Origin of the sequence: Vibrio sp. V39_P1S14PM300 (assembly GCF_009904765.1) — a bacterium.
In the GTDB taxonomy this organism is placed as follows: Bacteria; Pseudomonadota; Gammaproteobacteria; order Enterobacterales; family Vibrionaceae; genus Vibrio; species Vibrio proteolyticus.
The window spans coordinates 1-23,262 of the sequence record NZ_WXWP01000017.1 but is presented as its reverse complement, the minus strand read 5'-3'; the positions used below and the strand labels follow the sequence as shown (position 1 = coordinate 23,262).

At 51.3% G+C, this 23,262-nt stretch carries 19 protein-coding genes and 1 pseudogene; 10 read left to right on the top strand and 10 right to left on the bottom strand.

The window, feature by feature from the left end:
- Positions 1-90 precede the first annotated feature (90 nt).
- The 4 genes and pseudogenes from fhuB to CAG65_RS01000 all read right to left on the bottom strand — a co-directional run bounded on the left by fhuB (position 91) and on the right by CAG65_RS01000 (position 5,901).
- Positions 91-2,058 carry a Fe(3+)-hydroxamate ABC transporter permease FhuB gene (gene fhuB / locus CAG65_RS01015; RefSeq protein WP_161451557.1) on the bottom strand — a complete coding sequence of 656 codons (1,968 nt, stop codon included), beginning with the start codon at positions 2,056-2,058 and terminating at the stop codon, positions 91-93.
- Between the two features lie 2 nt (positions 2,059-2,060).
- The gene (locus CAG65_RS01010; protein WP_161451555.1) at positions 2,061-2,981 is read right to left on the bottom strand and encodes an ABC transporter substrate-binding protein; all 921 of its coding nucleotides are present in this window, start codon (positions 2,979-2,981) and stop codon (positions 2,061-2,063) included.
- Positions 2,972-3,757, bottom strand: a complete 786-nt coding sequence (locus CAG65_RS01005) for an ABC transporter ATP-binding protein (protein ID WP_021706424.1) — start codon at positions 3,755-3,757, stop codon at positions 2,972-2,974. The genes CAG65_RS01010 and CAG65_RS01005 overlap by 10 nt, the downstream gene beginning before the upstream one ends.
- Before the next feature lie 55 nt (positions 3,758-3,812).
- A pseudogene (locus CAG65_RS01000) lies at positions 3,813-5,901 on the bottom strand (TonB-dependent siderophore receptor).
- A 136-nt stretch (positions 5,902-6,037) separates the two neighbouring features.
- Here CAG65_RS01000 and CAG65_RS00995 point away from each other — a divergent pair.
- Positions 6,038-7,867: an ABC transporter ATP-binding protein gene (locus tag CAG65_RS00995; RefSeq protein WP_161451553.1), complete on the top strand. Its 1,830-nt coding sequence runs from the start codon at positions 6,038-6,040 to the stop codon at positions 7,865-7,867.
- 64 nt (positions 7,868-7,931) lie between these two features.
- Here CAG65_RS00995 and CAG65_RS00990 read toward each other — a convergent pair whose 3' ends face one another.
- Complete coding sequence (locus tag CAG65_RS00990) at positions 7,932-8,813, bottom strand: NAD(P)-dependent oxidoreductase (protein WP_161451550.1); 882 nt, start codon at positions 8,811-8,813, stop codon at positions 7,932-7,934.
- Between the two features lie 129 nt (positions 8,814-8,942).
- Here CAG65_RS00990 and CAG65_RS00985 point away from each other — a divergent pair, with 129 nt between their 5' ends.
- Complete coding sequence (locus CAG65_RS00985) at positions 8,943-10,274, top strand: aminotransferase-like domain-containing protein (protein WP_161451548.1); 1,332 nt, start codon at positions 8,943-8,945, stop codon at positions 10,272-10,274.
- 21 nt (positions 10,275-10,295) lie between these two features.
- Here the strand turns inward: CAG65_RS00985 and CAG65_RS00980 are convergent, their stop codons facing one another.
- Entirely contained in the window at positions 10,296-10,757 is a 462-nt protein-coding gene (locus CAG65_RS00980) for an ecotin family protein (RefSeq protein ID WP_021706429.1), read from the bottom strand.
- A 316-nt stretch (positions 10,758-11,073) separates the two neighbouring features.
- Here CAG65_RS00980 and CAG65_RS00975 point away from each other — a divergent pair, with 316 nt between their 5' ends.
- The 8 genes from CAG65_RS00975 to CAG65_RS00940 all read left to right on the top strand — a co-directional run bounded on the left by CAG65_RS00975 (position 11,074) and on the right by CAG65_RS00940 (position 20,305).
- Positions 11,074-11,739, top strand: coding sequence for an HAD family hydrolase (locus CAG65_RS00975; protein WP_021706430.1), 666 nt, complete (start codon positions 11,074-11,076; stop codon positions 11,737-11,739).
- 64 nt (positions 11,740-11,803) lie between these two features.
- Positions 11,804-12,703, top strand: a complete 900-nt coding sequence (locus tag CAG65_RS00970) for a LysR family transcriptional regulator (RefSeq protein ID WP_161451546.1) — start codon at positions 11,804-11,806, stop codon at positions 12,701-12,703.
- 464 nt (positions 12,704-13,167) lie between these two features.
- Entirely contained in the window at positions 13,168-14,067 is a 900-nt protein-coding gene (gene cyoA, locus CAG65_RS00965; RefSeq protein ID WP_161451544.1) for a ubiquinol oxidase subunit II, read from the top strand.
- A 4-nt stretch (positions 14,068-14,071) separates the two neighbouring features.
- Positions 14,072-16,108, top strand: coding sequence for a cytochrome o ubiquinol oxidase subunit I (gene cyoB / locus CAG65_RS00960; protein WP_161451543.1), 2,037 nt, complete (start codon positions 14,072-14,074; stop codon positions 16,106-16,108).
- Positions 16,098-16,691 (top strand): cytochrome o ubiquinol oxidase subunit III, encoded by a 594-nt coding sequence (gene cyoC, locus CAG65_RS00955; protein ID WP_161451541.1) that lies wholly within the window; start codon positions 16,098-16,100, stop codon positions 16,689-16,691. Before cyoB ends, cyoC begins: the two co-directional genes overlap by 11 nt.
- Positions 16,691-17,005, top strand: coding sequence for a cytochrome o ubiquinol oxidase subunit IV (cyoD, locus tag CAG65_RS00950; protein WP_021706435.1), 315 nt, complete (start codon positions 16,691-16,693; stop codon positions 17,003-17,005). Before cyoC ends, cyoD begins: the two co-directional genes overlap by 1 nt.
- 7 nt (positions 17,006-17,012) lie before the next feature.
- The gene (gene cyoE / locus CAG65_RS00945) at positions 17,013-17,879 is read left to right on the top strand and encodes a heme o synthase (RefSeq protein WP_021706436.1); all 867 of its coding nucleotides are present in this window, start codon (positions 17,013-17,015) and stop codon (positions 17,877-17,879) included.
- A gap of 410 nt (positions 17,880-18,289) precedes the next feature.
- Positions 18,290-20,305, top strand: a complete 2,016-nt coding sequence (locus CAG65_RS00940; protein ID WP_337247536.1) for an alkyl/aryl-sulfatase — start codon at positions 18,290-18,292, stop codon at positions 20,303-20,305.
- Between the two features lie 49 nt (positions 20,306-20,354).
- Here CAG65_RS00940 and CAG65_RS00935 read toward each other — a convergent pair whose 3' ends face one another.
- From CAG65_RS00935 to CAG65_RS00920, 4 genes are all read right to left on the bottom strand, one after another.
- Positions 20,355-20,831: a DUF4234 domain-containing protein gene (locus CAG65_RS00935; protein WP_161451538.1), complete on the bottom strand. Its 477-nt coding sequence runs from the start codon at positions 20,829-20,831 to the stop codon at positions 20,355-20,357.
- 97 nt (positions 20,832-20,928) lie between these two features.
- On the bottom strand, positions 20,929-21,552 hold the full coding sequence (locus CAG65_RS00930) for a class I SAM-dependent methyltransferase (RefSeq protein ID WP_161451537.1): 624 nt from the start codon (positions 21,550-21,552) through the stop codon (positions 20,929-20,931).
- 171 nt (positions 21,553-21,723) lie between these two features.
- Positions 21,724-22,719, bottom strand: coding sequence for an HlyD family secretion protein (locus tag CAG65_RS00925; RefSeq protein WP_161451536.1), 996 nt, complete (start codon positions 22,717-22,719; stop codon positions 21,724-21,726).
- Positions 22,719-23,042: a DUF3302 domain-containing protein gene (locus CAG65_RS00920; RefSeq protein WP_021706441.1), complete on the bottom strand. Its 324-nt coding sequence runs from the start codon at positions 23,040-23,042 to the stop codon at positions 22,719-22,721. Before CAG65_RS00920 ends, CAG65_RS00925 begins: the two co-directional genes overlap by 1 nt.
- Between the last annotated feature and the right edge of the window lie 220 nt (positions 23,043-23,262).

The following is a 23,262-nucleotide window of genomic DNA, read 5'->3' as shown; positions in this document are numbered from 1 at the left end:
ATATACACCTATAAAAAAGCACACAAGGTATTCATTATTCTTAATCAATACCGTGCGTGCTTTTATCAGCAATTTTCTGTTGTAACAACGTTAACGGGCTTTGCGCGTCACCATCAACAGCAGGAAGTAGCCACCGCCCATGATCGATACAATAGTCCCAGTCGCAATTTGCATCGGATGCAGCAACACCTGACCAAGCCAGTCTGCCCAAAGCATCAACGTGGCCCCAATCAAGCCGGCAACCAACAATTGCTGCCGTGCCTGCTTCGCCCCCAACATATACGCCATATGTGGCGCGACCAAACCGACAAAAGCGACCGGTCCCATTGTGGCAGTGACCAGCGCGCACATCAGCGCCACCAAGACCAACAACCCTGCGCTCGCCAGTTGAATGCCCAGGCCACGTGCATTGGCAAATTCCCGGCCGATGGAAATCAACGTCAGCCAGCGGGAGGTACACACGGCCACAAAGCACAACACCGATACGGAGCCCATCAACCAGATCGCCTGTTCGGCCTGAACCCGATATGTCGAACCTGACAGCCACAGCAAAATGGTGTAGCTGTCACCACTGCCTTTGGCGAGACAAAATTGCAACAGAGCTTCAATCAAGGCCGTCAGGGCGATCCCGGTGAGCACCAGGCTGGACGGTGCAAAATTGTGTCGGCGTCCAAGAAACAGCAATATCGCCAGAACACTCAGGCTGCCAAACAGCGCAACCGCCCATTGTGCCGAAAACATCCGTTCTCCCAAGACCACGCCCACCAATACCAACGCAAATGTGGCCCCCGACGAGACCCCCAGGATATCCGGGCTGGCCAAAGGGTTGTATATCAATCGCTGCAACACCACACCAGCCATAGCCAGACCTAAACCGGCGAACAGTGCCGTGGTCATTCTTGACCAGCGCAGCAGCCATTGAAACTCGGTCGGCCACATTATCGCGGCGCCGTGGTCGGTAAACTGAAACCCAAGATGCAGCACCACCCCACCCAGCAACACCAATGCCAGCCCCAACACGCGATGTGTTTTCAGGCGCGCACTACCCAGCGGCAGCGAAACCGCCAAATGATCCTGTGCAGACAGTCGACGACGGCTGAACCAGATGAGTGCTGGAGCACCAATCGCAGCAGCGGTCACACCACTTGGGACCATTTGCCCAATCCAGTCACTGATGACTATAGCCAGTGTATCCGTGATCAGCAGTAACACAGCCCCCAACAGGACACTCGCCCACAGCTCCTGATGCGGGGTACGCGCACCGCAAGCCCGCGCGATATTCGGCGTCAGCAAACCGATAAAAGAGATGATGCCCACCATAGTGATCGACGCCGAAACCAGCCAGATGCCGCCCAGCATTAACGCAAAAAATATCGGCACGACATTCAGTCCGCGCGCCGATGCGCCTTGCTGGCCCAGCCGCATCAAAGTCAGAATACGCGGTGCAAACAACAGTAGTGGCAGCGCCAGAGACAGTTTGGGCAACAACCACAGCAGGTCGTCCCAGCCATTCTGCGCCAAATCTCCCGCGCCCCAGATAAAAATATTCTGCGCAAATTGCTGATTGAGAAGAATAATGCCACTGGCGAACGCACCAAGCAGGATATTGACCACCATGCCGGACACCACCAAAGGTAAACCCGTCATGTTGTTCAGGCCGGTGATGACCACAACCAACCCGAATGCCGCGATCGCGCCGCCCATGGCGGCCAATACACTGTATTGCGCTGCCCAATCGGAAAACCAGACATTCACCACCACCAGCGCCAGCCAGGCGCCCGAAGACGTTCCGAGCGTCAGGGGAGATGTCAATGTATTTTGAGTCAACTGTTGCATTAAACTGCCCGCGAGCCCCAACACGGCGCCAACCACAATGGCCATTATTGCTCGTGGCAGTTGTGCATACACAAAGTGAACGTCGGCGAAACTGTCCGCATCCCGACTCATAGTGGCAAGCGACCATTGGACCGGAAAAGTCAGAGCGTTCCCAAACTGGAGACTGATGGCCGCGATCAATACCAAGGCAAAACTGAGAAAAATAAAGTGCTTAGAAGTCATTGCTACGCGGTGACCTCCAACAGACTGTCCGTCACTGCGTCAGCAATATAACGAATGGACATCGCCCCGCCGTAATTCCAGACCGGACGAACGGCATTGAATTTTCCCGCACGCACAAACGGCAGCGCACGCCACAGAACAGATTGCTCGACCTGTTCACGCTGTGGAAACGGTAGAAAATACAGCACATACGCGCTGTCGATGGACGCCAGTGCCGTGAGGCGCTGTTGTGCTATCCCCCATACGGCATCACGCTGAGGTAATGGCGTGTTTAACCCCAATTGGCGCAGCGCATACTGAGTTGTAGAGTTTTCCGTATACAAATACACGGAGGTCGGGTTGGCAAATCGCATCGCCAGCACCTGCGGAAGCGCATCGCCAAACGCCTGATGCAGTCTCTGTTTCTGCATCATCAGATGCGCGTTTAGTTCCGACAACTTCTGCTCCGCCAGAGCCGCTTTGTCCACCACCTGACTCAGCAAACGAAAATGCGCTATCGCCACCTGAGCACTCTGATCGCTGGCCTGGAAATTAGGCAGATAAAGCACTGGTGCGATGGTTTCCAGCACCGGCACCAGATCTTTTTGGGGTGATGCCGCCAGGATCAAGTCCGGCTTTAGGGCGGCAATTTTTTCCAGATTCGGCTCTGCGCGAGTACCAATATCCGTGATACCAGCCGGAGCCTGAGGTGTCACTACCCACTCCCGATAAGCTGGCAGGTTTGGCGCGCCAACCGGCGTAACGCCAAGCTCCAGCAGCTGTTCCAGCAAGTCCCAGTTGAGCACGACAATGCGCTCCGGCACCTGTGGCAGCACCTGCTCGCCACGCGCGTCCGCAATTCGGATTTCGGCCAGAGCTGAGCCCGACAGCAACGTAAAAAAGAACAAATAGAAATATAAGAAGGCTTTACGAATCATGCACATACTACTGCTAGTTTATTGGTTTTAGAATGAACTGTCGGATGCGGATGGTCGATCAGACGAATGTTGGACTGATAGAGATCCGACAAACGTTTTTCGTCAAGCACCCTGTCAGCGGGGCCTTCAAAGGCTACCTTGCCCTGCTTGAGCGCGATAATGTGTGAGGCATAACGAATGGCCAGATTCAGGTCGTGCAAGATAACGATCACGCCGTGTCCTTGCTGATGGTTGAGTTCTGCCAGCAAAGCCATCAACTGATATTGATGATGCACGTCCAGGGCGGAGGTCGGCTCATCCAGGATCAGCACTGGCGCCTGTTGCGCCAACAACATGGAAACCCAGGCACGTTGACGCTCACCGCCAGACAATTGCTCCGCCAATGTGTCAGCAAAGCGCTCAACACCGGTTTTCTGCATGGCATCAGCAATGATCGTCTGATCGTCACTGCGCCAACGCCCCAGCGTGCCACGCCAGGCAAAACGCCCCAACCGGACCAACTCACGTACCGTCAGACCAGCAGAGGTCGGCAGTTTTTGTGGTAAAAATGCGACCGCTTTGGCCAACTCGCGGCTTTTCAATGCGGCCAGTGACTGATTGTTGAGCAACACCACCCCCAGATCCGGCGCTTGCTGGCCCGATAACAAACTGACCAGCGTCGACTTACCAGAGCCGTTGTGACCCAGAATGACCGTCAGTTGATCGGTCGGCACCCTCAACTCATCAATCGACAATATGGTTCTGCCATCACGTATCATGGCAACATTGGATAAATGGAACATTTTTCGCCCCCTTAAAAGCACAACCGCCCAAGATGGGCGGTTGTTGGCGTAAACATTACCAGCGGTAGTTGGCGCTAAGAACAACTTGTCTCGACTGGCCGTAGTAACAGTAATAGTCACAGCCAGAAATGTACTCTTTGTCCAGCAGATTGGTCGCGTTGATCTGAGCCTGCCATTGTGGGGTGATGTCATAAGAGATCATCGCATCCCACAAGGTGTAGCTCGGTACCGTGCGGTTGCTGCTTTTCGGATTGTCTTTTGTCTCACCGATGTAGCGGACACCCGTCGCGAAGTTCCAGCCATACAGGCCCGCGTTTGCCGCATCGTAATTGATCCAGGTCGACGCGCTGTGACGTGGGATCAATGCCACTGACTTACGACCTTGCCCGTTGGTATCTTCCGTTGTTGCATCGGTATAGGTGTAGCTGGCCGTGAGTTTGATATCTTCCGTCACGTAACCGGCCGCTTCCAGTTCAACGCCTTTTGAACGAACTTCGCCCGACTGAGTTTGTACTGACGTCGATGGATTGGTGACCAGCGCATTCTTCTGTGTCAAATCAAACCAGGCCAGGTTGATGTATCCGTCAAAGAAGTCCGGCGTATATTTCACCCCAACCTCTTGTTGCTGACCTTCCAGAGGCTTGTAAAGCTTACCCGTGGCAAGATCTATCGAGCTCAGTACTTCGAACGACTCGGAGTAGCTGACATACGGGGACAATCCGAGCGGCGACAAATACATCACACCGGCGTTGAACGAAAAATTGCCATCATTACGTGACTCACTCTGCGACAGTTTGTCGCTTTCATTGCGCGTTTTCACGTAGTCGTAACGACCGCCAATCACACCCACCCACTGATAGTCCAGCATGGCTTGGTATTGAGCATAGAGACTGGTCTGGGTTTTATTGATACGACGGTCGTGAGCATTGGCCGGATCCAACGGGTTAAAGTTGCCGTACTCCGGATTGAGTGCGTCGATGTCTCCGAAGTTGAAGTTGTCCTCTTCCTTACCTTTGTTTTGGTGGTTCTGGAAATCCACTCCCATTAACACCGTGTTCTCGACCCGGGACGTGTTCCACTTGGCAACGGCTTTGTTATCCACCGTAAAACTGTTGTTGTGCCCATCGCGGAACACGATGCCACGACCGACGACCGTCGATGTGTCACTCGGGAACGCATAAGAACTGCGAAGATACAGATCGTTGTAGGCGTAATTCAGATTTTGCGATAACGTCCAGACATCGCTGGCCTGATGTTCAATCTGATAACCCACCGAAATTTGCGTGCCGCTCATACTTATCGTAATCTGGCTCGCCAAGGTTGGTCGACGGGTCAATTTTGCCATCCGGCGTGTTGATGATGGTGCCATAAGCCGGGAAGAAACCATTGGTTGGCACACCTTCATCATGCAGTACCGATGCCAGCAAGATCAGTTGGGTGTTGTCAGAGACATCAATCGCCAGACTCGGTGCCAGATAGTAACGTTTGGTTTCTGTTCCGTTTAGTTCACCGTCAGTGTTTTTCAGCATCCCCACCAGGCGGTAGCGAACGCTGCCGTCATCATTGGCGTAGTCAGAAATGTCAAAACCCACTGCCTGATGGTTGTTGTTCCCTCCCTCCAGATGCAGTTCACCCTGAGGGACATCGGTTGGTTTCTTCTGAACCGCGTTCACCACGCCGCCCGGAGGTGCTTCACCAAACAGAATAGAAGCGGGCCCTTTGATCAGCTCCACGCGCTCCAGACCATAAGGTTCCAATAACCAGGTGTAGTAACCATCTTTGAACAGACGGCTGCCGTCCAGATACGTGGCGGCGTCAAAACCGCGCACTTTGATCCAATCGGTATCGTTGTCAGCACCATAAGGCTGTGACGTCACGCCCGATGTGTAGCGTAACGCTTCATCCAGTTTTTGTGGATTGCGCTGGGCCATATCTTCTTCTGTAACGATTGACACCGCTTTCGGCGTCTCTTCCATCGGCGTTTCGACTTTCAGTGCGGAAGCCGTGACCACCATCGTTTCCATCACCTGAGGTTGTTCCTGTTCGTCAGCAAAAGCATGAGAAACAAGCGCGATTGGCGCGACACCGTAAGCAATTACACGGCGTACCACTGCGGCCAGGATCGTTTTGCGCGCATGAAGCATGGACAAATGACTCCTAAATAAATTGAGAATTATTCTGATTATCTTTAATATTCCTGCGCATTTTACTGATAAATTTCGCAATTAATAGTCACAATGCGAACAAATCTCATTTAAATTTATCTCAGGTCAATTTTCTATGTTCCAATGGTTTGAAAAGCTCACCGCCCCTTTTCCGGAGGAAGAACCCCAGAAGCCGCCGCGCACTCTGTTCGGGTTTTGCCGTCACTACACCCGTGGCTTCGAAAAGCCGCTGGTCATCATGTCATTGCTCAGCGCGTGTGTGGCGATCGCGGAAGTAACGCTGATCCGTTATATGGGTGAACTGGTCGATATTCTCGGTAGCCAAAATCCAGAGACTTTCTGGGCAGATCAGGGCAATCGTTTATGGACCATGGCCGCGTTGGTCGCGATCATCATGCCTGCACTGGCGTTTTTTCACTCCATGATCATGCACCAGACACTGCTGGGTAACTATCCGATGTCGATCCGCTGGCAAGTACACCGCTACCTGCTCAAGCAGAGCGTCGGTTTTTTCCAGCGTGATTTTGCCGGCCGGGTCGCTACCAAGGTGATGCAAAGTGCGCTGGCTGTGCGGGAGACCGTAATGAAGCTGGTCGATGTCATGGTGTACATCAGTGTCTATTTTGTGTCGATGGTATGGATGATGGGCGAATCAGACATGACGCTGATGCTGCCGATCCTGGTGTGGCTGATCGCATATATCTGTATCCAAATCTATTACATTCCACGCATGAAACAGGTGGCTACCGATCAGGCCGATGCCCGTTCACAGATGACCGGCCGGATTGTCGACAGCTACACCAACATCACCACGGTTAAACTGTTTTCGCACTCACAACGTGAGATGGAATACGCTAAGAGCAGCATGGCGACGTTCCTGTCGACCGTCTACCGCCAGATGCGTATGGTGACCTGCCTGCTGTTTTCGGTGGATGCCATCAACTACCTGCTTTTGCTGTCGATTGCCGGATTGTCGATTTTTCTCTGGCTTGACAGTGCAGTGACTGTCGGTGTGATTGCCATCGCCATCAGCATCGCCCTGCGCGTTCAGGGGATGTCAAAATGGATCATGTGGGAGCTGAGTGCCCTGTTTGAAAACATTGGGACAGTGGTGGATGGCATCAACACGATTTCCAACGATGTTGAAATCAAAGATGCACCGGATGCGCGGGAGCTTAGCGTGCAACGCGGTGAAATCGAATTCGACAATATCCATTTCCGTTACGGTGACGATAAACCTGTCTTCGATGCGCTCAACCTGCGCCTGAAACCGGGCGAAAAAGTCGGTATTGTCGGACGTTCCGGTGCGGGTAAATCCTCACTGGTCAACCTGCTACTGCGTTTTTACGATGTCCAGTCAGGTGCGATCCGCATTGATGGACAGGATATTTCGCAGGTCTCTCAGGAAGCGCTGCGCAGCCACATCGGCATGATCACCCAGGATACTTCGCTGCTGCACCGCTCTATCCGTGACAACATTCTGTACGGCGATCCTCAAGCCAGTGAAGAGGCGATGATCGAAGCCGCGCGTCAGGCTCACGCCCATGATTTCATTACCACATTGAAAGATGAAGAAGGCCGCTGCGGCTACGATGTACTGGTTGGAGAGCGAGGCGTGAAACTTTCCGGCGGGCAACGCCAGCGGGTGGCGATAGCTCGTGTGCTGCTGAAAAATGCACCGATCCTCATCATGGACGAGGCCACCTCAGCGCTGGATTCAGAAGTAGAAGTGGCAATCCAGGAAAACCTGGAGGTTCTGATGGAAGACAAAACCGTCATCGCGATTGCGCATCGCCTGTCGACCATCGCCGCCATGGATCGCCTGATCGTCATGGATAACGGCCGCATCATCGAACAAGGCAGCCATCAGGAATTGTTGGCCCATAATGGCGTCTACGCACAATTGTGGGCTCATCAGACGGGTGGTTTCCTCGGCGAAGTTTGATCATAACCGCGCTCGCGCGACCCGGTCAGATCCCACAAGGGCCTCCGAATGGAGGCCCTTGTAATTATGAGTTCTGTTTAGCCACGGCTTTAAACAGCACCGACGTGTCCATCCGGCCGAGTCCGTCTTGTTGTAAATCGGCGTATTGCTCATCCACCTTACGTGTCAGCGGTAACTCTAATCCGTAACGCTGTGCTTCTTTGAGGCAAAAACCGAGATCTTTGCGCATCCAGTCGATGGCAAAACCAAAATCGAATTTGTCCTGTGCCATTGTGACAGCGCGATTTTCCATCTGCCATGAACCCGCCGCACCGTGCTTGAGCACGTCAACGACCTGTTCAATATCCAGATTGGCTTTCTGAGCCAAAAGTAAAGCTTCACTGAGCCCCTGCAAAATACCGCCAATACAAATCTGGTTGACCATCTTACAACGCTGACCCTGACCGTTCTCCCCCATCAGAGCGACTTGTTTGGCATACGCATCCATGATCGGACGAGCCTTTTGGAACGCATCAGGCTGACCACCGCACATCACGGTCAGCACGCCGTTCTCTGCCCCGGCCTGACCACCCGACACCGGGGCATCCACAAACTGATTCCCTTGTTGATGGCACGCTTGGGCCAGTTCTAAGGCCAGTTCTGCAGACGTTGTCGTGTGATCAACCAGTACGGCACCTGGTTTGAGGCCAGCTAACACCCCTTCCTCGCCGTAGATGACACTGCGTACATCGTCGTCGTTGCCCACACACACAAACACCACATCGCAGTGGTGAGCGGCGGCTTTCGGGGTGTCGAATGCCTGGCCACCATACTGCCCGGCCCATTGCTGCGCCTTCGCTGACGTACGGTTATAAACCGACGTTTGGTAACCCGCTTGCTGTAAATGACCTGCCATTGGGTAGCCCATGACACCCAGCCCAATAAACGCGACTTTACTTGTTTCCATCTCTCATTTCTCCCGCTGATTAGCCGTTATCCATTTTGATTGTGCTGAATATCTAAGCACCGACATTGACATATGTCAATTAATCAATTTTAATTCATTACACTAAGTCATTAAGTCAACCAGAGCCGTATGAGCGAAGCCAAGTTCCGTCAGATTGCCGATACCATCACCACCCGGATTATAGAAGGTCGCTATCCGGCGGGCAGTAAACTTCCCACCCACCGGGAAATGGCTATCGAATTAGCCACAACCCCAGCGACGGTAGCAAAAGCTTATAATCTGCTGACAGACATGAATAAAGTAGAGTCATTTGTTGGGCGGGGAACGTTTGTCTGCGGCGGTTCGCATCTGGCATCGGTGATTCGCGCTGAGGAGAAAAGCGACGAATTTAACTTCTCAATCTTACAGCCGTGTCTGGTGCACAACGCAGCAGCACTGCAACAAGCCTATTCCCAAGCTCGCTGGGATGTTTCTTTACTCGGTTACAGTGAACAATCCGGCCATCAGACACATCGGCAAAATGGCGCAAAGTGGGCCCAGGCGTATGGTCTGGATCACGCCAATCAGGACAACATCCTGCTGACCAACGGGGCCCAACACGCTCTGTCTCTTATCGTCGAGACACTTACCCAGCTAGGTGACACCATTGCGGTGGAGGCACTGACCTATCCGGGGATTCTGGCCATTGCCAGCCTGTCCGGACGGCGGATCGTTGCGGTCGAAATGGACGCAGACGGTATGCGTGCGGACAGCCTGTCGCACATTCTGGCCGAACACCAGCCCAAACTGGTTGTTGTGGTTCCTTCACACCACAACCCGACGGGCATCACCATGCCCATCCACCGACGTGAGGCGATCGCCAAGGTGGTGCAAGCTTCCTCAGCCTGGTTGGTTGAAGATGACATATACGGCTTCCTCAACCCTGAACCTATTCCCGCCATCAGTAACTGGATTCCTCAGCAGAGTTTTCACATCACCAGTCTGTCAAAAGCCATCAGTCCGGCCATGCGCTGCGGTTTTCTCAAGGTACCGGATCATTATATCGACACGCTAAGCACACACATCCGAGCCACTATCTGGATGGCATCACCACTGAATTACGTCGTTGCCAGCGACTTAATTCAATCTGGAGAGGCATTTGCTATGGCCGAGAAACAAAAGGCACTCGCGGTGCAAAGGCAAACGTTAGCAAAGCAAATTCTGGGCACGGACACTCAAGGGACGGGCTACCACATATGGCTGCCATTACCTGACGGCTGGCAACAGGATAAGTTGGTAATCGAAGCAAAAAAACAGGGAATTTTGATCAGCAGCGGCGGCTACTTTACCGCAGACCAACATGACAGCCAGTACGTACGTCTGGCTCTGACCACCATTGCGACGGAGAAAAAATTCGAGCAGGGTCTGCAAAAGCTTCGTGTTTTGCTCGACAACCCTGCCCGAGTTAATTTTCCTGTATGAGCCCAATAGCTCCGGAAAATATTACGATTCTGGAGCCCAGATACGGATGCTCACATCCAGCTCTGCTGGTGCGTACACCACCACTGGCAGTTTGCTGTTATAGCGGTAAAGATCTTTGTTGTACATCTTCACAAACGCTTTGGTTTTTTCCTGATCCGGTGGACACGCCATCAGTGTGGAAGCCCCCTGACCCGTGTAACCTTCAACCTGGAAGTAGTTGTAACCCCAACCTTTCAAATCATGCTCAACAATCTGACCGCCAAGTGACACGCGGTTACAGTCTAGCATCATCTCTTTACCAGCAACGATTTCAACGCGCTTATCCTGCTCGTTGTTCGCTGGATCAAGATAGAAAACGTGGCGAGTCATACCGTCGATTTGCGGAAACATTTCAGCAGACGGTTTGGTGTAATCAGCAGAACTCATCGTAGAACATCCAGACAGCATCAGTGCGCCAGCAATCAGCCAAGGGCTCTTTTTCATTGTTTAATCCTTATCAGCATTAATTAAGGAGATATCCGCATCCAGTTGTGATACGGAATATACAGTACACATGATAGTTTATCGCCAGCACTTTAACTGCTAAATTTCTGTAAGCATTGATAAAAATGAGCAATTGTCGGTACAGTCTCAGATAATTGACACCAAAAGTGCATTTTTCATTCCCCTTTAAAATACACTGTTCATTATTGATTTATCCCATATATGGATTGACGAATTGATCAACAGGAAAAGGGACTATCGACGAGACTTGTGTCACAATGCATCACCTGATTCCCTCAACCAAAAGCTGTATTCTATGAACTTCCAAGCTGCAATTTTTGACATGGACGGACTGCTGCTCGACACAGAGCGAGTGTGTATGCGTATTTTCCAGGAAGCCTGTGAGGCACTGAGTGTTCCGTTTCTGAAAGACATTTATCTGGGTATCATCGGTCGTAACGCGGCCGGGATTGAAGAAACCATTCGTCAGGGATACGGCCCGGATCTGGACTACCCAACGCTACACGCAGAATGGCGCAAGCGTTACGATGCGGTGGTCAAACATCAGGCGATCCCGGTCAAAGATGGTGTGGTAGAGTTACTCACCTGGTTGAAAGCGCAAGGTATTCCGACCGCCGTGGCAACCTCAACGCAAAAAGAGATCGCTCAGATAAAACTCAAACTGGCCGGATTGGATCACTATTTCGATAATCTCACAACCGGATGTGAGGTGCAGCGCGGTAAGCCGGATCCTGAAATTTATCTGTTGGCTGCTGGCCGTCTTGGCGTTCAGCCGCAAGCGTGCCTGGCCTTTGAAGATTCAAATAATGGCGTGCGCTCGGCAGTTGCGGCCAATATGACCACCTTTCAGATCCCCGATTTGGTTCAGCCATGTGCGGAAGTACGAGCCTTCGGCCACCAGATTAATGATTCGCTGAATGACGTGCTGGCACACCTTCAGCGCCAATATGCAACGACATAACATATTGTAAATCATACGGTTTATGTCTAATCTCAGGCTAAGGATGGCTTGATGGAAACCCATAATGGATCTGAACTTATTCAAAACTTTCGATGCGGTGATGAAAACCCGCAGCGTCAACGAAGCTGCTGAGCTCACAGGCGTCACTCCGCCTGCGGTCAGTCATGCACTGAATCGTCTACGTGAACTGTATCAGGATCCCCTGTTCATCCGCCAGGGACGTGGTATTACCCCGACCAACTTTGCCATTGAACTGCACGCCGAAATCGAAGCTCCGCTCAGCGTTTTACTCAATGGTGGCAGCTCGCGCACCTTGTTCGATCCATTAACCAGCGAACGGACATTCCGCATTTCCAGCCATCAGGACATTGACGTGATGGTTCTGCCGGCGTTGTCAGCGTACCAGTCTCTGCATGCGCCTAACATCACGATTCACGCCGACGTTGAACGGCTTAATGAGCAGGATCGCCAAGAAGAACTGCGCAAACGCAAAGTGGATCTGATCCTGGCGACCATACCTTTTGAAGATCACGGCTATCATAATCAACTGCTGTTTCACATCGATCTGGCTGTTGCTGCCAGTCGGCAGCATCCGCGCATTCAAGACCGCCTTAGCCATGAGCAGTTTTACGCAGAAAAGCACCTCTTGTGGAAAACCCAACGTGACAACCTCTACGCGCTCGATTCCCTGACCCGGGAAAAACAGCCGGAGCGCCAGGTCGCCTATATCACCAGCTCCAGCGCTAACGCGCTGATGATGGCGGCACAAACCGACTGGTTGTGTGTCAGCACGCGCTGGCACATTGCTCAGTTTCCTCAGTTGCAAATTCTTCCCGTCCCGTTTGAGACGCAAAAAGTGCCGATTTATATCACCTGGCACCAAAGTCAACAGAACGATTCCGGCCATCAATGGCTCAAACAAGCCTTGTATAAAAGCACCGAATGCTTTCGCCAAAACACGTGATTTTACCAATTTCACAATAAGGGACTAAGATCACAAATTTGCACAACAATAACGGGCAACTTATCAGCAGCACCGTACGGAATAACCGACTATCGCACCCAGTAACCGGACAGCATACTAAGCAAATAAAATCATAAGGTTATATAACAATAACCGTAAGTGAAAATCCTTATCATTTATAAAACCACGCGCCTAGAACACACCAAATATGAAAGGTAAGTTTTCATATTCGTCTAATGAGCTTCCCCTTGTAAATCCTCATAATGCGCCGGATGTAACATTGTATTTCAAAGTGTAACATTTAATCCATATAAGAAGCAGGGTTATTAACGACCGCCATTCTCTTACGGATAGCGCACTTTGAAGTGCTTCGTTGCTATTGCTCAACATAATACATTCAAACGACTAAACCCGGTGACTCAGGCCCGCCCTGTCCGCCGGATAAACATTGAGAAAGTTAGTTAATGGAAGCCTCAAGATACAAAAGCATCTTGTCTAGGGCTGGGTTGGCTTTTGCCATTCTCCTGCTCTCCGGATGCGATTCTGCTTTGCTAAATCCGAAAGGCGCTATTGGTGTACAAGAGAAAGAACTGATCATCACCTCACTGGTGTTGATGCTCATTGTGGTGATCCCCGTCATCCTGATGACCATCTACTTTTCTTTCAAATACCGCGCGTCGAATACTGACGAAGAGTATGCTCCGGAGTGGTCTCACTCGACCAAGATCGAGCTGGTGGTATGGACGATTCCTATCATCATCATCGCGATCCTCGGTACTATCACCTGGCACTCAACGCATGAATTGGAACCTTCAAAACCTTTGGCCAGCGATGTTGAGCCAATGACGATTGAAGTGGTCTCCATGGACTGGAAATGGCTGTTCATCTACCCAGAACAACACATTGCCACTCTAAACCATGTCGTGTTCCCGAAAGATGTACCTGTCGAGTTCAAGCTCACTTCTGACAACATCATGAACTCGTTCTTTATCCCGCGTCTGGGCAGCCAGATCTACGCCATGCCAGGCATGGTGACCCGCCTGCATCTGATTGCTAACCACGAAGGTGACTTCAAGGGTATTGCAGCCAGCTACAGCGGCGAAGGATTCTCGCACATGAAGTTCACCGCGACTGCGACCGCAGACCGCGCCAGCTTCGATAAATGGGTAGAAAAAGTTCAGTCCAGCCCAGATACCCTGGCCGATCTGAGCGCTTATAAAGCCCTGGCAAAACCATCGATTGATGAGCCAGTGACTTACTACTCGAAAGTAGTGCCTGAGCTGTTCACCAACGTCGTAACCCAATACCCGGGTTCAATGAACGCCAGCTTTGACAAAGCTTGTCTGGTCGAAGATGAAGGATAACCCTATGTTTGGAAGATTAACTCTCGATTCCATTCCATATCATGAGCCGATTATCATGATAACGCTGGCCGTTATCGCGATCGTCGGCGTTGCTGTTCTTGCGGCCGTTACCAAAGCGGGCAAATGGGCATACCTTTGGAATGAATGGTTTACCTCGGTAGACCACAAAAAACTTGGTTTCATGTACATTGCAGTCGCAATGATCATGTTGCTGCGCGGCTTTGCCGATGCGGTGATGATGCGAAGCCAGCAACTGCTCTCATCAGCAGGTGAAGCAGGTTACCTGCCTCAGCACCACTATGACCAGATCTTCACCGCCCACGGTGTGATCATGATTTTCTTCGTCGCGATGCCTCTGGTTATCGGTTTGATGAACATCGTGATCCCTCTGCAGATCGGTGCGCGTGATGTGGCATTCCCTTACCTGAATAACCTGAGCTTCTGGCTGTTTGTGGTTGGTGTGATTCTGACAAACCTGTCACTGGGTGTTGGCGAATTTGGTCGTACTGGTTGGCTGGCCTACCCTCCTTTGTCTGGTATTGACGCCAGCCCCGGGGTCGGGGTCGACTATTGGATCTGGGCATTGCAAATATCCGGTGTGGGCACAACGCTGACGGGTGTGAACTTCTTTGTCACTATATTGCGTATGCGTACCCCGTCTATGCCGCTGATGAAAATGCCGGTGTTCACCTGGGCTTCCCTGTGCGCCAACATCCTGATCATCATCTCGTTCCCAATTCTGACCGTAACCATTGCGCTACTGACTTTGGATCGCTATCTGGGCATGCACTTCTTCACCAATGACATGGGGGGCAACATGATGATGTATGTCAACCTGATTTGGGCGTGGGGTCACCCGGAAGTGTACATATTGGTGCTGCCGGTGTTTGGTGTGTTCTCCGAAGTCACCGCGACTTTTGCGCGTAAGAAGCTGTTCGGTTATACCTCGCTGGTGTGGGCGACCATCGTGATTACGGTGCTGGCCTTCATTGTATGGCTGCATCACTTCTTCACCATGGGCTCCGGCGCAAACGTGAATGCCTTCTTTGGTATCGCCACCATGATTATCTCAATCCCGACCGGGGTTAAGATATTCAACTGGTTGTTTACCATGTACAAAGGCCGCATCACGTTCACCACTCCTATGCTGTGGACCGTCGGCTTCCTGATCACTTTCTCGATCGGGGGTATGACTGGCGTACTGATGGCGGTACCAGGTGCCGACTTCGTTCTGCATAACTCGGTCTTCCTGATCGCTCACTTCCACAACGTAATCATTGGTGGTGTGGTATTTGGCTGTTTCGCGGCACTGACTTACTGGTTCCCGAAAGCAACAGGCTTCATGATGAACGAATCTTGGGGCAAACGTGCGTTCTACTGCTGGATCATCGGTTTCTGTATGGCCTTCCTGCCGCTCTACGCGCTGGGCTTTATGGGTATGACTCGCCGTATCAGCCAGGATCTGAACCCTGAGTTCTTCCCGCTGCTGGCGATTGCAGCTGCCGGCACAGCGGTTATTGCACTTGGCGTACTGTGCCAGTTCGTGCAAATCTACGTCAGTATTCGTGACCGCAACCAGAACCTGGATCTGACGGGTGACCCGTGGGATGCACGTACTCTGGAATGGGCAACATCCTCACCGCCGCCATTCTACAACTTCGCTCACCTGCCAAAAGGCGATGAAGTCGACGCATTCTGGTACCAGAAACAGCGCGGTGAATTCAAACCTGAGCAAGAAGTCGAATACGAGCCTATTCACATGCCAAAGAACACGCCAACGGGTATGTATGTGTCCGCTTGGGCCATGATCTTTGGTTTCGCAATGATCTGGTACATCTGGTGGCTGGCTGCCGCGAGCTTTGTCGGCATCGTCGTCGCTTGTATCCGTCACAGTTACAACGAAGACGTGGATTACTACGTTACCGTTGAAGAAATCAAAGAAGTCGAAGCGCAGCGCCGCGCGAAACTGGCTGAAGCTGGTAAGGCAGCGCCTCAGACTGACGGTGACGAAGACGATATGGAGGTGACCTATGCACGCTAATACTCACGCTCATGATCACCACCATGATACCGGTGGTAACAAGCTGTTTGGTTTTTGGATTTACCTGATGAGCGACTGCATTTTGTTTGCAACCCTGTTTGCAACATATGCGGTACTGGCTGGCGCAACCGCCAATGGCCCGGACGGTAAAGAGATCTTTGAACTGCCATTCGTATTCGTCGAAACCATGCTACTGCTGCTGAGCAGTATCACATTCGGTTTCGGGATGATTGCGATGAAACGCAAAGATCTCTCATCGATGAAACTGTGGCTGGCCGTGACCTTCCTGTTCGGCCTGGGCTTTATCGGTATGGAGATTTACGAGTTCCATCACCTGATTGAAGAAGGCTTTGGCCCGCAAAACAGTGCATTCTTGTCTGCGTTCTTCACGCTGGTCGGTACACACGGTCTGCACGTGTCGTTTGGTCTGATCTGGCTGGCGGTGTGTTACCACCAACTGAGCACCAAAGGCCTGAATGAGATGATGGAAACCCGATTCCAGTGTCTGAGCCTGTTCTGGCACTTCCTGGACATCGTCTGGATCTGTGTATTCACCATTGTTTACCTGGTAGGAGTGATGTAATGAGCAATCAACACGCAGACACCGGTGCACGCGATTACGTGAAAGGTTTTATCTTTTCACTGATCCTGACCGTGATCCCGTTTTACTTTGCCTGGACGCAAACTCTGCCGGAAGCGACCACCTACGCATTGCTGTTTGGCTGTGCCATCGTGCAGATCGTGGTTCACTTCGCTTACTTCCTGCATATGGAAGTAAAAACCGAAGCAGGCCAATGGAACATGGTGTCACTGGTGTTCAGTGCCATTGTGGTGCTGATCCTGATTGCAGGTTCCCTATGGATCATGTGGAACCTGCACGAAAATATGATGCTGTAGGTCTGATATGCTGAAAAGCTATGTCTCACTGACCAAGCCAGGCATCATTTTCGGCAACCTGATCTCTGTGGCTGCGGGGTTCTTCCTCGCAGCCAAATCAGAGCCTGCAACCGGGTCACTGCTTGCAGTGACCATGGTTGGGGTTGCACTGGTGATAGCCTCCGGCTGTGTGGTCAACAATATTTTTGACCGCGACATTGATTTCAAAATGGCGCGTACCCGCAACCGCGAAATGGTTCAGGGTAAAATCAGTATCGATGCTGCATTTGTGTACGCTCTGGTACTGTTGCTGGCCGGTACCGCAACGCTGTACCTTAAGGTCAACCCACTGTCGACAGTGGTGGTCCTGCTGGGCTACGTGTTTTACGTTTTCTTTTACACCATGTGGTACAAACGCACCTCAGTATACGGTACAGCGGTTGGCAGTATTTCCGGCGCGGTTCCGCCTTTGGTGGGCTATCTGGCGGTCACCAACTACATCGGTATTGAAGCAATCCTGTTGTTCACTTTGTTCTGTTTGTGGCAAATGCCACACTCGTACGCGATTGCGATGTTCAGGATCCAGGACTACCGTGAAGCCGGTATTCCGGTACTGCCGGTCAAATCCGGTATCATGAAAGCTCAGAAACACATGAAAGCCTACGTGGTTGCGTTTAGCGTCGTCGCGATGGCCCTGTTTCTGTTTGGTCAGGCGGAATATGAATTTCTTGCTGTGGCCGCGCTGGTCTGTCTTTACTGGCTACGCGTGACTTTCCGCCCAGTCAACTATGATAACTACGAATTCTGGTCCAAGGCCGTGTTCAAAGCGTCGTTGATTGTGGTGATGGGAATCAGCGGTATTCTCGGTCTCCAACTGTTTACCCTGACCGCCTAGTTCTTTTCTGGCGTACTTGTTCATCTGGCAGCACGGCCGATAACGGTTCTTACCATTCGATGATCCGAACCCGGTATGTGTGTGTCCGCGCTGCGTGAACAAATACGCCACCCTACTCTCTCCGATTGCAGATACCCATGCCCCAACACGAACATGGGTGTCGGAAGCAATAACCCGACCAGAATGCCTGTTCTACCCAGTTTCACTGATGTTGGCTCTCGGCTGCATCCATCCACGCTGACTGCCAAATTAAGTTCAATAAAAATAAATCAAATGCCAAATAAAAGATGAATTATATTTAATCCACTTTTTACGGTTGCTCTATCGATCAATCAGTTAGCGCCACTTACTCTAACTTAGTCCGTGGCAGAGCTGTCTGCCACTCTTACTCAGTTAGAGAGGTAATGCCCGTGAGCTTCATTGTAACCAAACGTCTGGCACTTGTGCCGTTGGCGCTATTGATTTCGCCGTCACTTTACGCTGCACCGCTGAGCAGCTACCAGTTTACTTCCCAAACCAAAGACGCCACTGACTTCACCACCAAGGCCAATGACGAGGTTTATCAGCAGCTCGATTTCACCGACACAAAAGCGTTTCAACAAGCCGACCGTGGCTTCATTGCACCGTTGCCCAATGGCGGCCTGATTGAAGGTGTTGCCGATATTCCGGCCATGCAGTTTGTGCAGGGAAAACCCGCTCCGGCGACCGTCAACCCTAGCTTGTGGCGCCATTCTCAGTTAGTCAACCGCGGCGGCTTATATGAAATTTTGCCCGATAAAATTTATCAGGTGCGCGGCAATGATCTGGCCAACTTGACCATTATTGAAACCCCGAACGGCATCATTCTCTATGACGTCGAATTCTCGCCAAAAACGATGAAAATGGCTTACGAACTGTATGCCAAACATCGCGGTAACCGTCCGCTCAAAGCGATCATTCTCTCCCACTCGCACACCGATCATTTTGGTGGTATTGAAGGGGTGATCCAAACCGGTCTCGCCACCGAACAAGACTTCCAATCCGGGCGTATTCCGATTTACGTACCGCAAGGGTTTGTGAAAGAAGCGGTCAGTGAAAACGTCTTATTTGGGAACATCATGAGCCGTCGCTCAATTTACCAATACGGCGCCGTCTTACCGAAAAACGATAAAGGCATCACAACCGCAGCACTGGGGCCGCTGGTGCCAAATGGCGACAACGGGCTGCCTACCGCTGTACATGAAATCACACACAATAAGCAGGAAGTCACCATTGATGGCCTGAAGTTTGAGTTCCATTTGGCGCCGGACTCCGAAGCACCCGCTGAAATGGTGTTTGAAATCCCGGCTTGGGGCGCTATCTCTATGGCAGAAGATGTCAACCAGTTGCAACACAACATCTACACGCTACGTGGCGCTAAAACGCGGGATGCTGGCAAATGGGCCAGCTACATTAACCAGGCGATCATCGACTGGCAGGACCACGCTCAGGTGTTGTTCGGACCACACACGTGGCCTACCTGGGGTAATCAGGATGTCGTCAGCTACATGAAAGGGCAGCGTGATCTCTACAAGGCCATCAATGATCAAACCACCCGTCTGGCCAACCATGGTTATCGCCCGCGCGATATCGCCAAACACATTGAGATCGCCGATCCGATCATGAAACAGTGGTACAACCGCGATTACTACGGCAATTTCGAAAACAACGTGATCGCCACTTATGTCAATAACCTCGGCTGGTACGACGGCAACCCTGTGCAGCTGGCACGCCATACCGACGCCGAAACCGGACAGCGTTACGTTGCTGCATTCGGCGGTGAGGGCAAGGTGATCGAAAAAGCGCTCGACTCATACCAAAAAGGCGACTACGCCTTCACGGTTCAGTTACTGGACAATATTGTCGCTTACACCAAAGACAACACCGATGCTAACTATCTGATGGCGGATGCCTTTGAGCAACTCGGGTATCAGGAAGAAACGTCTCTGGTGCGTAACTGGTACCTTACCGCAGCCCAGGAGCTGCGCAATAAACAAATGCTGCCACAGCCAATCAACACCGCCGGTCCGGACGTGATCAAAGCGATCCCATCGGATTTGATGATTCAGGTCTTCGCAACACGCATTGTGCCGGAAAAATCGCTTCAGGCAGGCCGTATCGCGTTTGATTTCAAACTCAACGGTGAAAACTATGGGGTGGAAATCGAAAATGGTGTGATGAACGCGTCGAAAGACTACCAACCAAAAGACAGCAGCGGCACAATCAGCTCGGATAACCTGACACTGTTTAGCGTGCTGGGAGGCAAAGTCACCCCCGAACAGGCCGTCAAGAGTGGCAAAATTACGCTCAGTGGTGACAAACAACTGCTTAACCGCTTCATGTCTGTCCTCGATAATCAGATCCCAAATCGCTTTAATCTGGTCGAGCCACGCTTAAACGACCAATAATCGCTGACCTGGGTTCAACAAAAAGCGACGCATCCGCGTCGCTTTTTTATTAGGCATCAAGCTGCGTCTGCGTGCTCTGCTCATCAGAGTCCAGCTCTTCACACAGGCAGTTCACCTTATAGTTGAAATACAAGGGCGTAAACAACACCGTAAACAACGCACTGAAAGCCCGTGCTGAACCCGGCTCAAACCCAAGCGCCGCGTTCACCCGGTTACGCGCCTTAAAGCCCCAAATCAGCAGCATAATCGATACTGACAACCCAATCAGGTTGTCGACAAGAGACAACATCAGATTGTCGTAGAGCAGTATCGACAGTACCCGCGTCATCATACCGATGCAGGCCAGACCGAATACCGTCTCCATGAAACCTTGATTAATCGGCGTCATACCGTGTGGCAGGGCGTTAATTTTCTCGCTTTGACTCTTCGCATAGTACGCGGTGTAGATCCCCAGAGTCACCAGCGCGAGAAAAAACAATCGCCAGGAACTCTGGCTTTGCAGTTGCCGGATGAGATTACGATCCATTGGGTGTCCTCTTGTCAGCATTTCGTGGTTTAAAAAACGGTTCACATTGTGCTCGCCTTTGCGAAAAAGTCAATTCATCTTATTGATTATTAAATGATTATGTTGTCACTACCTGAGCAAATACCGCTTTAACCTTGCTGCCTAACATCTGGCATTGAACCTCATTAAAACCGGCTGCGCGGCAAAACGATTCTGTCAGAGAGGGGGTAAGAACAATCGCATGACGGGGCTTAGTTCGATAAGCAAGCGTATAACGAAAACGCAGTTTGCAACGCTCCCAGAGGCTCATTTCATGTTGCGTATAGCTGAGAATGTATAAGCGACCAGCCGGTTTCAGCACGCGACGGACTTCCATCAGCGCCCGCTCCTGATTGGGAATCACATGCAGCAGATTGGCCATAAATACGGTATCGAAGGTGTCATCTTTGTAAGGCAGGAAAAAACAGTTGGCTTTTTCGACGTGGACCTTAGGTTCATTCTCAAAGCGCTGCGCAGTCACCGCCAACATGGCATCCGACAAATCCGTTGCGGTCACTGACGTGGCCTGCTCGACAAAACACTCCGTGTAAGTGCCGTTGCCACAACCCAGTTCCAACAGTTTTCCAACCGAGGTAATCGCAGATAAACGCTGCTTGATCCTGCGGACATTGTCTTCGCCCACTACGTAGTTATTTTTTGCTTCAAAGTTCCGGGAAAACTGCTCCCAGTGGTTGTGACTCATGCTTCCTCCGTGAAACCGATGAGTGAGACCTAATAAGCCTGTTGTTGCACAGCAGAGGATACTATCTTTTTCGCCCTCCGCCTAAAAAAAGCAGGCACAAAAAAGCGGATTCAGTGCACAATTTCCTTGCCACTGAACCCGCCCTTTTACTCATTCTCGCTGAGTGAGGATTTAACCTTCAAATACCCAATTCTGCCAACTTTGCATTCGTAGTATCACTTTGCGTACGATGCTGAACATCTCCCACTTTGGTGAATACACAGCAACGTGGGCGTCAGCTCCGGCAGGCACAGGCATGCCCAGCAATAACGCCGGCTCGTCGAGTTCCACCTTGACCAGTAAACGTCCATTCGCCGGGATGTGTTCCGGATATTGCAACTTACCTGAGGGTTGGAATGATCCCTGTGCCATGATGTCGTTCACTTGCACAACATGCGCTTTGTACGCATGGCCAGGAATGGTGTTGAACGTCACTTCCGCCGGATACCCCACTTTGATGTAGCGCGCCGGTGACTGCTTAAAAGCCGCAAATATCTGTTTGTCTTCTTGATGAACAAACGTCATATTGCCCTGAAACGGCACCATTCGACTCTTCATTCCCGGGCGCAACGCCATCTGGCTGACGTACCCATCCGTTGGTGCACGCACTGTCGTTGCATCCAGGTTGAATTTTGCCAACGACAATTGTGCCTGATATTGCGACTTTTGCGCCTGTTGAGCCAACAAGTTGGATTCAACCGTGTCAATACTCTCCTGTGACGAGAAGCCTTTTCGGCCCAGGTTTTTGTAGCGATCCAGCTCTGACTGATAAAACGCAATGGCCGCATCGGTGCGCTGGATATCGCTCTCGATTCGCTCAACCTTATCTTGAAATGGCGCCGGATCAATTTGATACAGAGGGTCACCGGCTTTCAGCGCTTCGTTTCCCTTGATGTAGACCTGGGTGATCAACCCTTCGACTCGAGACGTGATTGGTGTGGTCACGCTGTACACCCGGGCCATGCGCGAAACGGGCTGATACATCGCCATGTACAGAAAAATCCATCCGACCAGACACATGCCAATCACGCTGGCGGTGGTCAGTGTCCATTTGTTTTTTGGCACACGGAACACTTTAAACACCACCACACATAGTGCGATGTAACTCAGAATAATCAACGTTTCCATCACTTCACCTCGTTGTGTTGTTCCAACTGTTCAATGCGCGCCAGCAGTTGATCGTACTGCTCCTGAGTCACCTCCGTCTGCATACCACGCCAGCGCTTAGTGTCCGGGTCATACAATACGGCCCATATCCACAGAAACGGCCAAATCACATGCAGAAAAAACAGGCTGATCCAGCCTGCAACGTGAATCGCTTCCTGATGCGGATGATTGCGTTTTTTCGCCATTTCATAAGGAATGTCATGCAACACGATCAGGCCATAAACAAAGATCAACAGCACAACAAACAAAATCGCGAGTGAAAGATAGTCCAGGGTCAGGTTCATTAATTCGCTCTCTCTATCAAGCGCAGCAGCGCCAATAATGGCTGAGAATAGAGATCGTGTTCGCAAACAACAAACAACCAGACTGAATACTAAATTAAATATGATTCATCTATTCGCAAGTTCTATCGTTAGTTTAAATTATCATTGTTACCACTGGGGTTGGCAGTAATGGGCGTGTGTTAAGGTTGCTTCATCTCGCATTTAATGAGAATAATTATCA